Here is an 11,680-nt window from a genome sequence, read left to right as displayed (position 1 = left end):
ATGAACATATCGTCTACGATGGCTTCCGTCCGGTGACGCCGGCGGCGCTGGCGCCCTGGGTGCGGGCGCGCACGCTGATCGTGAACGGCGTCTCCAAGGCCTATGCGATGACCGGCTGGCGCATCGGCTACGGTGCCGGCCCGGCCGAGCTGATCGCGGCGATGGCGGTGGTGCAAAGCCAGTCGACGTCGAACCCGTGCTCGATCGCGCAGGCGGCGGCGGTCGAGGCGCTGAACGGCCCGCAAGACTATATCGCCGAACGCACCGAGAGTTTCCGCGAGCGGCGCGATCTGGTGGTCGATGCGCTGAATGCCGTGCCGGGCATCACCTGCCGCCGCCCCGAGGGCGCGTTCTACGCCTTCGCGAGCTGCGCCGGCCTGATCGGCGCGCGCACGCCGGACGGGCAGGTGATCGACAGTGATCGCGCGCTGTGCTCCTGGCTGCTGGAGACCGCGCATGTCGCGATGGTGCCCGGGGCAGCCTTCGGCCTTTCGCCGTATTTCCGGGTGTCCTACGCGACTTCGAAGGCCGATCTGACCGAGGCGATGGCGCGTATCGCGGCCGCCTGCGCCACGCTGGTGCGGCAGGGCTGAGCCCTCGGCCCCGGGCGGCGAAGGCGGCCCGGGCCTCTCCTGCCCGCGGTCCACGTCCGGACCGGGGGCTCTTGCAAGCGACGGATTTTCCTCATGACCAGCCAGGATGCCAGACTTTCGCCCCTCGGGATCATCATGCTCGACACCGCGTTCGAGCGTCCTGCGGGTGACATCGGCAACCGGGACAGCTGGCCGTTCGAGGTGCTGTTCGAGACCGTCACCGGCGCCACGGCGCGCCGCGTGGTGGGGGGCGATGACGCCGAGCTTCTCGATGCCTTCACCGCTGCGGGCGAGCGGCTGATCGCGCGCGGCGCGCGGGGGCTGTTGACGTCATGCGGCTTTCTCGCGGCGCGGCAGGGCGTCTTGTCCGCGCGGCTGAGCGTGCCGCTTGCCACTTCCAGCCTGATGCAGATCCCGATGGTTGCGCGCTGCCTGCCACGCGGGCGCCGGGTGGGGGTTCTGACCTATGAGGCGACCTCGCTGACGGCCGGACATTTCACCGAGGTCGGCGCCGATCCCGAGACCCCGCGGGCCGGTCTGCCGGTCGACGGAGCGTTGCACGCGCTGATCGAAGGCGGTGCGCCCTATGATCGTGCCGCCATCGAGGCAGAGGTCTGCGCCGCCGTCGCCGGGCTGCTGCAGACCCATCCCGACATCGGTGCCATCGTTTTCGAATGCACCAACCTGCCGCCGTTCTCGGGCGCGGTGACGCGCCGTTTCGGGCTGGCGGTGCATGACGTGATTTCTCTGGGGATGTGGTTGCATCGCGGTCTGGCCGGGGCGGGGTATACCGCGCCCGGGATCTGATCGGTCCGTCCACCGGGTGCCGGCACCGTCGTCGCTTGGCTCAACTCTCGACGACCGAGACGGGCTGTGCGCTGCGCAATGAAAGGGCCCCGTCCTGCGACGGGGCCCGGGTCTTTTCGCGGGGGCCGGGGTGCTCAGGGCGTCGGGTGCAGGACGTGCAGCGGCACCAGGATGATATCTGGCACCAGCACCAGCACGAACAGCAGCGCGATCTGCATCAGCAGGAACGGCATGACCCCTCTCGTCACCTTGTCGAGGCCGATGTTGCCCACGCCCGCCACCACGTTCAGCACGTTGCCCACCGGCGGCGTCAGCATCCCGAGCGCACCCGCAATGGTGAACACGATGCCGAAATAGGTCAGATCGATCCCCGCCTGCTGGCACATCGGCACCATGATCGGCATCAGGATCAGCATCATCGGCGTGAAGTCGAGCGCGGTGCCCAGCACCAGCGTGATGATGACGATCAGCAGCACCAGCAGCCGCGGGCTGTGCATGAACGGGCCCAGAAGCTCGATGATCTGCTCGGGCAGGTTCGCCACGGTGATCAGCCAGGCCACCACCATCGAGGCGCCGACGAGGAACATCACCACCGCCGACGTCCGCCCGGCATCGATTAGCGCCGCGTAGAAATTCACCACATCGAGTTCGCGATAGACGAAGGCGCCGACGAGGGTGGAATAGACCACCGCGATCACCGCGGCCTCGGTCGGGGTGAACATGCCGATGCGCAGACCGCCGATCACCACCACCGGCAGGAACAGCGCCGCGATCGCGCGGACGAAGGCGCGGCGCAGCTCGGCGCCGGATTTCTTCTCAAGGCGCGCGTAATCGGCGCGGCGCGAGATGAAATACCAGATGATCACCAGCACGCCGCCAAGCAGCATGCCCGGCACGATCGCCGCCATGAACAGCCCGTTGATCGAGATATTGGCGATGGCGCCATAGACCACCAGCGCGATGGAGGGCGGGATGATCGGCGCGGTGACGCCGCCCGCGGCCAGCAGGCCGCCCGAGATCCCCGGCGGATAGCCCGCGCGCTTCATCATCGGCAGCAAGATCGCGGCGAGCGCGGCGCTGTCGGCGATGGCAGAGCCCGAGAGCGAGGCCATGATCAGCGAGGCGGCGATGCCGACATAGCCCAGACCGCCGCGGATATGACCGAAGGCGGCCATGGCGAGCTCGATGATGCGCAAGGACAGCCCGCCGCGGTTCATCAGCTCGCCCGCAAGGATGAAGAACGGGATCGCCAGCAGGATGAAACTGTCGGTGCCGTGCAGCAGGTTCTGCGAGATGATCTGCGCGTTGAAGAAGTCCAGATGCAGCATCAGCGCGATGCCGCAGGCCATCAGCGACCAGGCGATCGGCATCCCGGCCGCGATGCAGGCGATCAGCACACCGAGAAAGATCAGAAGAGTCATCGGCTCACTCCGCGTATTCGGGCGCGACGGCGCCGAAGAAATCGCCGGGCACGATCTTGCCGAGCAACACGAGGATCATCCGCGCCGCGGTGATCGCGAACAGCAGCGCGCCCGCGCCGGCCGCGATCACGTAGACCGTCGCGGACGGAAGGCCCGACGGCGGATAGGACGAGGTGAGGTTCATCGCGGCCTGTTTCCACGCGCCCTCGGTCAGCAGCGCGTCGCACCACAGCATCACGCCGCCTACCACGATCACCAGCACGGTCTGCACCGGGCGGGGCAGCTTCTCGACCAGCATGGTCATCGCGATATGCCTGGTCTGCCAGAACGCCAGGACCGTCCCGGCGAGGATCAGCACGCTCAGCACCACGCGCGACAGCTCCTCGGTCGCGGCGAAGCTGGAGTGGAAGCAGTAGCGCAGCACGACGTTGGTGAAGACCATCGCCACCAGCGTGAACATCAGCAAGGCGACGAAAGCCGCCAGGGCCTTCTCGCAGAACTTGAAAAGGACCATCGTCCTCCCTTTCCGTTCGAAAACCCCCTCCGCGCGGGGAGGGGGCTCGTTTTGCCTCGGGCGGCGATCACTGCGCGATCGCGGCTTCCATCCGTTCGTAGAGCGGCTTCAGATCCGGGGTGACGATGCCGTCGACGACCGGCTGCACCGCGGTGCGGATCTCGGCCAGGGCCTCGGGCGAGAAGGTGCTGATCTGCAGCTTGCCCTCGGTGCCGAGGAATTCGAGCGCCTTGGTGTAGGTGTCGCGCATCAGACGGCGGTTCTCGGCCTCGGTGGCGACGACGGCTTCCTTGATCTGGCTGCGTTCGAGATCGCTCAGGCTGTTCCAGAACGGTTCGCTGATGAGGATCGGCAGCGCGGAATAGGCGTGCTTCGACGGCGTCAGATACTTCTGCACCTCATGGAACTTCAGGTCGCGCACGGTGACGAGCGGGTTGTCCTGCCCGTCGACGGTGCCGGTTTCGAGCGCGCTGTAGACCTCGGGGAAGGGCATCGGCACCGGGTTCGCGCCGAGCGCCTTGAACAGGTCGATGAACACCGGCGAGCCGAGCACGCGGAAGTTCAGCCCCTTGAAATCGGCGAGGGTGGCGATCGGGCGCTTGGAGTTCGACAGGTCAGTGGGGCGTTTCCTCCTCCGGGGGGCGCCGAGTCGGGTCCGGTGCGGGGAGAACACGCCCCAGTGGTAGCGGCCCCCTGCCGTCTGGAAACGGTTTTGCAAGGTTTCGGACGGGAAATCGGAGCCGAATGATAAAACTTTGGCAAATTGCGCTTACATCGCCAATTTGTGGGCAAATATTTTCCGATATGGCGAATATTTTCGCGATGTGCCGGTTGGCGTTGCATTTGCCGGACGGACTCACCTTAGCTCGGGAGGAGCCAAACATGCCGTGCGGGGGCCTCTCTCGCGCGGTTCCGGAACGGAGAGACTGCCCGATGCTACCGACGTCCGCCGATTTTCCCTTCGCCTGTCGCAAGGCCCCGGCCAGCGGCGCGGGCGGGGTCGTCGTCACCAACCATCCGCTCGGCTCGGCGGCCGGCAGCGCGATGCTGGCGGCGGGCGGCAATGCGATAGACGCGGCGGTGGCCAGCCTGTTCACCCTCACCGTGGTCGAACCGATGATGGTCGGCATCGCCGGCGGCGGGCTGTGCCATGTCCGCCTCGCCTCGGGCGAGGATTTCGTGGTCGATGCGCTGTCGACGGCGCCGGCCGGATCGCGGCCCGACATGTTCACGCCGGTCGGGGACAACGCGCTCAGCTATCCGCGGGTCGAGGGGCGGCGCAACGCGCTCGGTGCGGCGGCGGTGGCGGTGCCGGGCAATCTCGCGGGCTGGACGGAGCTTCATGCGCGCCACGGCAGGCTGCCGCTCGCCGATGTGCTGGCGCCCGCGGTCGGCCATGCGCGGCGCGGCTTCGCGATCTCGCCCTATCTGGTCAACGCGATCCGCGATTGCGCGGCCGATCTCGCGCTCGATCCCGGCATGGCGGCGCTCTATCTGCCGGGTGGCGCCCCGCCCGAGGCCGGCGCGCGTCTGGTGCAGGCCGATTACGCCGATACGCTCGAAACCATCGGGTGCGAGGGGGCGGGGGCGCTCTATGGCGGGGCGCTCGGCCGGGCGCTGGTCGAGTATCTGGCGCGCGACACCGGCCCCGAGGCGCGGCTGACCCTCGACGATCTCGCCGCCTACCGGCCGAAATGGCGCGCCCCGATCACCGGTCAGTATCGCGGCTATGAGGTCATCGGCCCGCCGCCGCCCGCCTCGGCCGGCATCCACGTGATCGAGATGCTGAACATCCTCGAAGGTTATGACCTCGGCGCGATGGCCTTCGACGATCCGGCCCGGCTGCATCTGCTCTTGGAGACGATCCGCATCGCCTTCGAGGATCGTCGCTCGGCCTCGGGAGACCCGGATTTCGTCGATATTCCGGTCGGCAAATTCACCTCCAAGGCCTATGCGGCCGAGGCGCGGGCGCGGCTGCGCGATCTGGGCGGCGCCGTGCCCGTCGCGCACTATCCCGAAAGCCACAACACCACCCATGTCACCGTGGCCGACCGCGAGGGCAACATCGTCACCGCGACGCATACGATCAACAGCCTGTTCGGCGCGCGCATCATGGTGCCGGGAACGGGGATCATCCCGAACAATTACATGTACAACTTCGACCCGGTGCCGGGACGTGCGCTTTCCGTCGCGCCGGGCAAGCGGGTGCCGACCAGCATGGCGCCGACCATCGTTCTGAAAGACGGCCGCCCGGCCTTCGCGCTCGGCTTGCCGGGGGCGGTGCGGATCTTCCCCTCGGCGATGCAGGCCATCGTCAATCTGGTCGATCACGTCATGAGCCTGCAACAGGCGGTCGAGGCGCCGCGCGTCTGGACCGAGGGCGCCCATGTCGAGATCGAACCCGCGCTGGCGGACCGGGCGGCGGCGCTCACCGCGATGGGCCACGAGGTTCGCGTGGTGCCCCATATCGGCGGCGGCATGAACGCCATCGCCTTCGGGCCGGATGGCGCGCTGACCGGCGCGGCCTGCTGGCGCGCGGATGGCACGGTCGCGGCGCTCGGCGGCGGGCTCGCCTCGGCCAGCACCCGTTTCGTGATCTGAGACGGGCGATGCGTGACGGCTTCCCCCCCCCGGAACGGTCTTCGATGTCGCGGTGATCGGCGCGGGCGTCGTCGGCTGCGCGGTGGCGCGCCGCTTCGCGCTTGCCGGGGCCTCGGTCGTGCTGATCGAGAAGGGCAACGACATCCTGTCGGGCGCCTCGAAGGCGAACAGCGCGATCCTGCACACCGGCTTCGACGCGCCGCCCGGCAGTCTTGAGCTGCAACTGGTGCAGGAGGGGCGGGCGGAATACCTCTCGGTCCACGGCAGCCTCGGGCTGTCGGTGGTGCACACCGGCGCGCTGGTCTGCGCCTGGACGGAAGAGGAAGAGGCCCAGCTCGACAAGATCGTGGCCAAGGGGGCGGACAACGGCATCGCCGATCTGCGCCGGCTCGACGGGGGTCAGGCACGCAAGATCGCGCCGGATCTGTCGCCGGATCTGCGCGCCGCCATCGAGGTTCCGGGCGAGCATGTGATCGACCCGTGGTCGGCGCCGCTTGCCTATGTCAGTCAGGCCATCGCGCTCGGCGCGCGGGTGGTGCGGCGCTGCGAGCTGGTCTCGGGCCGGTTCGAGGGGGGCGAATGGCATCTCGAAACCGGGCTCGGCGGGCTGCGGGCGGGGGCGGTGGTCAATGCCGCGGGGCTCTTCGGTGACGAGGTGAACCGCCGCCTCGGCCTCGCGCCCGAGTTCGAGATCCGACCGCGCAAGGGACAGTTCATTGTGCTCGACAAGGCGGCGCGCCGGCATGTGCCGACCATCGTCCTGCCGGTCCCGACAGAGCGCACCAAGGGCATCGTGATCTGTCCGACCGCCTTCGGCAACGTGCTGGTCGGCCCGACCGCCGAGGAACAGGCCGACCGCATCCGCGCCACCGTCGAGACCGGGACCTTGCAGATGCTGCAGGCCCATGGCGAGAAACTGATCCCGGCGCTGCGCGGCATCCCCGTCACCGCGACCTATGCCGGCCTGCGCCCGGCGAGCGAGGAAAAGCATTACCGCGTCAGCGTCCACCCCGAGGTGCGCGCCATCGTTCTGGGCGGCATCCGCTCGACCGGGCTGAGCGCCTCTCTCGGCCTCGCGCGCCATGCGCTGCGGCTCTACGAGGGCTTCGCCGCGCCGCTCGATTCGCCCGCCACGGTGCCCGCCTGTCATGTGCCGAACCTGACCGGGACCGAGCCGCGCGACTGGCAGGCCCCCGATCATGGCGAGATCGCCTGTCATTGCGAGAGGGTCACCCGCCGCGAGATCGAGGCGACCTTCGCCAGCCCCTTGCCGCCCGGCGATTTCAACGGGTTGCGCCGGCGCACCCGGGCCTGCATGGGGCGCTGTCAGGGCTTTTGCTGCGCTGCGCGGCTGGCCGCGATGACCCGCGGCCGGATCGAGCCGCCGCTGATCGTGGCGACGGAGGACGGGAAATGACCGCAGCCGAGACCGGGATCGCGGATGTCGTCGTGGTGGGCGGCGGCCCGGCTGGCGTGGCGGCGGCGCTTGAATTGCGCCGCGCCGGGATCGGGCGGGTGGTGCTCCTCGACCGCGAGGGAGCGCTCGGCGGCGCGACGCGGCATTGCACGCATTCGCCCTTCGGGATGCGCGAATTCGGCCGGGTCTGTCTCGGCGGGGCCTATGGCCGGCGACTGGCGCGCGAGGCGCAGCGCGCCGGGGTCGAGGTCCGGCTGAACTGCTCTGTCACCGATCTCGGTCAGGACGGAACCCTCGCGCTGAGCACGCCCGAGGGCGCCGGGCGATCCGGGCCAAGCGCGTCCTCGTCGCCACCGGCACCCGCGAGATGAGCCGCGCGCAGCGGATGCTGCCGGGCGATCGCCCGCTTGGCGTGCTGACCACCGGCACCTTGCAGGCCCCTGTCGCCTTCCATGGCACGATGCCGTTTCGACGCCCGGTGATCCTCGGCTCGGAACTGGTGTCGCAATCGGCGGCGCTGACCTGCCTGAGCCACGGCGCGCGCCCCGTCGCGATGATCGAGACCGGGCCGGACCCTCTCGCCCGCGCGCCGTTTCGCTGGTTCCCGCGCCTTGCCGGGATCGAGATGCTGTGCGGCGCGCGCATCCTCGACATTCGCGGCGCGACGACCGGCGCCGTTGCCGGCCGGGTCGAGGCGATCCGGATCGAACACCGCGGCATCCAGCGCGAGATCGCCTGCGACGGCGTGCTGCTGAGCGGTCATTACACCCCCGATGCGACGCTGTTGCGGATGTCGGGTCACAGCCTCGCGCAGGGGGGCAGGGGGCGCGCTCGTCGATGCCGAGGGGCGCATGGAGAACCCGCTCTATTTCGCCGCGGGCAACGTGCTGCGCCCGGTCGAGACCGCCGGCTGGTCGTTTCGTGAGGGCCGCGCCGTCGGGCGTGCCATCGCCGCCGATCTTATGGCCGATGACGATGTGGGGCCGGTCTCGGCCCCGGCGGTGCGCGTCGAATTCGCCGCGCCGCTGAAGGCGGTGGTGCCGGGTCTGATGCGTCCGGGGGTGCAAGGCGCCCCCGGACGGTTCCAGCTGCGGTTCGAGAGTGCCGTCACCGGGCGCCTGTGCCTGATCGCCGACGGGCGCGAGTCTGGGCGCGGGACGGCCGGTTCCTGCCCGAACGCCGGGTTCCGCTGCCGATCCCCGAGGGGCTCGATACCGCCTCCGTGATCCGGTTCGACTTCCACCCCGCGCCGCGCGGTGCCGCCTGATGCGGGTCGCGGCCGTCGATCAGGGCACCACCTCGACCCGCTGTCTGGTCATCGTCGACGGCGGCGCGTGGCAGCTCGCGGCAAGCCGGCGTCACCGTCAGTTTCATCCCACCCCCGAGCGGGTCGAGCATGATCCCGAGGAGCTTCTGGCCTCGCTGCGCCATGTCCTCGCCGCGCCATGTCCTCGCCGCGGCGGGGCCGGTCGATGCCATCGCGCTCGCCAATCAGGGGGAAAGCTGCCTTGCCTGGGACGCGCGAAGCGGCCGGGCGCTGTCGCCGGTGATCGTGTGGCAGGATGCGCGCAGCCGGGCGGACCTCGCCGCCCTCGGCCCCGGGGCGGCGGTGCTGCCGCTCGCGGTCTGCGGTCTGCCGCTCGATCCCTATTTCTCGGCGAGCAAGCTCGGCTGGCTGCGGCGCGAGATCCCGGCGGTGGCCGAGGCCCATGCCGCGGGGCGATTGCACCTCGGCACGACGGATGCGTTCTTCCTCGACCGGCTGTGCGGGGTCTTCGCGACCGATGTCGCCACCGCCTCGCGCACCGGGTTGCTGGATCTGGCGACCGGCGGCTGGAGCGAGGCGCTGTGCGCGGTGCACGGCGTGCCGCTCGCCTCGCTGCCCGAGATCCGCGCCTGCGATGCCGGCTTCGGCCGCCTGAATGGGGTGCCGGTCCGCGCCTCGATCGTCGATCAGCAGGCGGCGCTGCTCGGCCATGGCTGCACCCGGCCGGGCGAGGCCAAGATGACCTTCGGCACCGGGGCGTTCCTGCTGGCCTGCGCGGGCAAGGCGCGGGTCCATGTCCTCGAAGGCGGGGTCTACGACGCGGGGGCGGCGCTCGAATGGGCGCGGCGGATCGGGCTGATCGACGATCCGGCGACGCTTTCTGATCACGAGGGGCCGACGGCGCTGTCGCGCGGGCTGGTGTTCGTGCCGGCGCTTTCGGGGCTTGCCGCGCCCGACTGGGACCGCACTGCTGCGCCGGTGTTCATCGGCATGGATCACGCCACCACGCGCGAGGACATGGCGCGCGCGGTGCTCGAAGGGGTGGCGATGCTGTCGGCGCGGCTGATCGCGGGGGCGGCGGCCTCGGGCCTCGCGGTGCAGAGCCTGTCGATCGACGGCGGGCTTTCGGCCAACCGCTATTTCGCCCGGCTGCTCGCCGCGGCGACCGGGCTCAGGGTCGAGATCCCGCAGATGCGCGAGCTGACCGCGCTCGGTCTTGCCGAACTCGCCGGTGTCGATACCGTCCCGATCCGCGCGCCGCGCGCCGCGCGACACCGTCGAACCCGACCCCGCGCTGATCGCCGCGTCAGACCGCGCCCGTTTCGCGGCGGCGCTGGACAAGGTGCGGGGATGGCGCGACATTTCCGCCGAAAGTTGATACCGAACATTGCTGCCGATATTCCGCCATCCCCCGGATGGCCCAAGCGATACCGACCTGTCAGGAGTTCCGATGCCCCCAGCCGTCCAGCAGATCCGGCACTTCCGCAAGATGCGCGGGCTGAGCCTGCGTGCGCTGTCCGAGCGGATCGGGGTCTCGGTCTCGCAGCTGTCGAAGATCGAATCCGGCAAGGCGCGGCTGACGGTCGAGATGGCGCTGAAACTCGCGGGCGAGCTTGAACTGCCGGCGGCGAGCTTTCTCAACGATCCCTCGCCCGCGCCGCGCGCGCGGCGCACCATCACGCGCGCGCGCGGGCACCGGCACCCGGCATCATTCGCCCGGCCTCGAACACGAGGTGCTGTGCTCGGACTTCAAGGAAAAGCAGAACCTGTTCTGGCGCATGACGGTGGCGCCCGGCGCGGTCGAGGACAATGGCGGAATGCGCCAGCATCCGGGACAGGAGTTCATCCATGTCCTGTCGGGCCGGCTGGAGCTGCACAGCGCCTATTACGATCCGCTGGTGCTCGAGACCGGCGACAGCATCCTGTTCGATTCGGATCAGCCGCATGGCTATGTCGGCCTCGACGGCCCGGCGGAATTCCTGCTGATGAACAGCTTCGTTCATCCCGACCCCGAGGCATGAGCGCCCGCTCCCCATTCGCCCGATCCGGGCTCACAGGAGAAACCGCATGATCATCGCAGTGTCGATGCTGAACCCCGAGGCGCAGGACTGGTGGTGCAAGGAGCTGTCGCGCCTGATGCCCGAGGATACCATCGTGCCGCGCGACGGGATCGAGAACCCCGAAAGTGTCGATTACGCGCTGGTCTGGCGCCCGGCGACGGGCTGGATCGCCAGCTTGCCGAACCTGCGCGCGGTGATCTCCTGCGCGGCGGGCGTCGATCATATCTTCGCCGACAGCGCGCTTCCGGCCGACATGCCGGTGATCCGCACCATCGGCGACGATCTGACCCAGCGGATGAAGGAATACGTGCTGTTGCACGTGCTGCGCCATCACCGCCGGATGCCCGACATCTGCGCCGCGCAGCGCAACCGCGAGTGGAACCAGATCGTGACCCCGGTCGCCTCGGAACGGACGGTGGCGATCCTCGGCCTCGGCAATCTCGGGGCGACGGCGGCCGGGGCGGTCTCGGCCATCGGGTTCCGCACGCTCGGCTGGTCGCGCAGCCTGAAGCGGATCGGGGGCGTCGAATGCCATGCCGGCGAAGAGGGGCTGCGCGCGGTGATCGGCGCGGCCGACATCGTGGTGAACCTGCTGCCCTTGACCGACGAGACCCGCGGGCTGATCGACGCCGCTTTTCTTGCCGCGATGAAACCCGGCGCCTCGTTCATCAATGCCGGCCGCGGCGGGCATGTGGTCGAAGCGGATCTGCTTGCCGCGCTCGATGCCGGGCAGCTGTCTCATGCGACGCTCGATGTGTTCGAGACAGAGCCCCTTCCCGATGACAGCCCGTTCTGGAGCCATCCTTCGGTCACCGTCACGCCGCATATCGCCTCGATGATCGACCCGATGACCGGGGCGCGGATCGTCGCGCGCAACATCCGCGAGCATCGCGACACCGGGCGCTCGCCCTTCGAGGTTTCGGCCGAACGCGGTTACTGATCCGGCATGTCTTCGGTTCCGGCCGGGGGCACCCCGGCGCGCTGTCGTCCGGGCATCTGA

The 11,680-nt window shown here is 69.5% G+C and carries 12 protein-coding genes and 2 pseudogenes; 11 read left to right on the top strand and 3 right to left on the bottom strand.

The features are described from left to right. A partial coding sequence (locus tag CG50_RS12595) for an aminotransferase class I/II-fold pyridoxal phosphate-dependent enzyme (protein ID WP_036638949.1) occupies positions 1-593 on the top strand: 593 nt, incomplete at its 5' end. Between the two features lie 93 nt (positions 594-686). Continuing rightward, on the top strand, positions 687-1,400 hold the full coding sequence (locus tag CG50_RS12590) for an aspartate/glutamate racemase family protein (RefSeq protein ID WP_036638947.1): 714 nt from the start codon (positions 687-689) through the stop codon (positions 1,398-1,400). Positions 1,401-1,534: 134 nt separating this feature from the next. Here CG50_RS12590 and CG50_RS12585 read toward each other — a convergent pair whose 3' ends face one another. From CG50_RS12585 to CG50_RS12575, 3 genes are all read right to left on the bottom strand, one after another. Continuing rightward, complete coding sequence (locus CG50_RS12585; protein ID WP_036638945.1) at positions 1,535-2,821, bottom strand: TRAP transporter large permease; 1,287 nt, start codon at positions 2,819-2,821, stop codon at positions 1,535-1,537. A gap of 4 nt (positions 2,822-2,825) precedes the next feature. Further along, complete coding sequence (locus tag CG50_RS12580) at positions 2,826-3,335, bottom strand: TRAP transporter small permease (RefSeq protein ID WP_036638942.1); 510 nt, start codon at positions 3,333-3,335, stop codon at positions 2,826-2,828. Between the two features lie 67 nt (positions 3,336-3,402). After that, positions 3,403-4,053 (bottom strand): TRAP transporter substrate-binding protein, encoded by a 651-nt coding sequence (locus CG50_RS12575; protein WP_081880427.1) that lies wholly within the window; start codon positions 4,051-4,053, stop codon positions 3,403-3,405. A gap of 215 nt (positions 4,054-4,268) precedes the next feature. Here CG50_RS12575 and ggt point away from each other — a divergent pair, with 215 nt between their 5' ends. From ggt to CG50_RS12545, 9 genes and pseudogenes are all read left to right on the top strand, one after another. Further along, positions 4,269-5,936 carry a gamma-glutamyltransferase gene (gene ggt, locus CG50_RS12570; protein WP_036638939.1) on the top strand — a complete coding sequence of 556 codons (1,668 nt, stop codon included), beginning with the start codon at positions 4,269-4,271 and terminating at the stop codon, positions 5,934-5,936. A 52-nt stretch (positions 5,937-5,988) separates the two neighbouring features. Beyond that, positions 5,989-7,353: an NAD(P)/FAD-dependent oxidoreductase gene (locus CG50_RS12565; RefSeq protein ID WP_051909981.1), complete on the top strand. Its 1,365-nt coding sequence runs from the start codon at positions 5,989-5,991 to the stop codon at positions 7,351-7,353. Continuing rightward, on the top strand, positions 7,350-7,724 hold the full coding sequence (locus CG50_RS17335; protein WP_211248618.1) for an FAD-dependent oxidoreductase: 375 nt from the start codon (positions 7,350-7,352) through the stop codon (positions 7,722-7,724). The genes CG50_RS12565 and CG50_RS17335 overlap by 4 nt, the downstream gene beginning before the upstream one ends. Then, entirely contained in the window at positions 7,721-8,278 is a 558-nt protein-coding gene (locus CG50_RS17330) for a hypothetical protein (RefSeq protein WP_211248617.1), read from the top strand. The genes CG50_RS17335 and CG50_RS17330 overlap by 4 nt, the downstream gene beginning before the upstream one ends. After that, positions 8,205-8,579 carry a hypothetical protein gene (locus CG50_RS17325; RefSeq protein WP_211248616.1) on the top strand — a complete coding sequence of 125 codons (375 nt, stop codon included), beginning with the start codon at positions 8,205-8,207 and terminating at the stop codon, positions 8,577-8,579. The genes CG50_RS17330 and CG50_RS17325 overlap by 74 nt, the downstream gene beginning before the upstream one ends. 170 nt (positions 8,580-8,749) lie before the next feature. Continuing rightward, a pseudogene (locus CG50_RS12555) lies at positions 8,750-9,796 on the top strand (FGGY family carbohydrate kinase); the annotation flags it as partial. A 274-nt stretch (positions 9,797-10,070) separates the two neighbouring features. Continuing rightward, positions 10,071-10,199, top strand: a pseudogene (locus CG50_RS17545) (helix-turn-helix domain-containing protein); the annotation flags it as partial. A 154-nt stretch (positions 10,200-10,353) separates the two neighbouring features. Next, positions 10,354-10,641, top strand: coding sequence for a cupin domain-containing protein (locus CG50_RS17315; RefSeq protein WP_245615719.1), 288 nt, complete (start codon positions 10,354-10,356; stop codon positions 10,639-10,641). Positions 10,642-10,687: 46 nt separating this feature from the next. Next, positions 10,688-11,620: a 2-hydroxyacid dehydrogenase gene (locus tag CG50_RS12545; RefSeq protein ID WP_036638937.1), complete on the top strand. Its 933-nt coding sequence runs from the start codon at positions 10,688-10,690 to the stop codon at positions 11,618-11,620. Positions 11,621-11,680: the final 60 nt, after the last annotated feature.

It is taken from the genome of Paenirhodobacter enshiensis (genome assembly GCF_000740785.1).
Classification (GTDB): domain Bacteria; phylum Pseudomonadota; class Alphaproteobacteria; order Rhodobacterales; family Rhodobacteraceae; genus Rhodobacter; species Rhodobacter enshiensis.
The sequence above is the reverse complement of the archived record's forward strand: the minus strand, read 5'-3'. Positions and strand labels throughout refer to the sequence as shown.

Excerpts from the sequence above, each read along its gene's own strand:
- CG50_RS17335 (WP_211248618.1), top strand. The coding sequence starts at position 7,350 with ATGACCGCAGCCGAGACCGGGATCGCGGATGTCGTCGTGGTGGGCGGC.
- CG50_RS17330 (WP_211248617.1), top strand. The coding sequence starts at position 7,721 with ATGAGCCGCGCGCAGCGGATGCTGCCGGGCGATCGCCCGCTTGGCGTG.
- CG50_RS12585 (WP_036638945.1), bottom strand. The coding sequence starts at position 2,821 with ATGACTCTTCTGATCTTTCTCGGTGTGCTGATCGCCTGCATCGCGGCC.
- CG50_RS17325 (WP_211248616.1), top strand. The coding sequence starts at position 8,205 with ATGGAGAACCCGCTCTATTTCGCCGCGGGCAACGTGCTGCGCCCGGTC.
- CG50_RS12545 (WP_036638937.1), top strand. The coding sequence starts at position 10,688 with ATGATCATCGCAGTGTCGATGCTGAACCCCGAGGCGCAGGACTGGTGG.
- CG50_RS12580 (WP_036638942.1), bottom strand. The coding sequence starts at position 3,335 with ATGGTCCTTTTCAAGTTCTGCGAGAAGGCCCTGGCGGCTTTCGTCGCC.
- CG50_RS12590 (WP_036638947.1), top strand. The coding sequence starts at position 687 with ATGACCAGCCAGGATGCCAGACTTTCGCCCCTCGGGATCATCATGCTC.
- ggt (WP_036638939.1), top strand. The coding sequence starts at position 4,269 with ATGCTACCGACGTCCGCCGATTTTCCCTTCGCCTGTCGCAAGGCCCCG.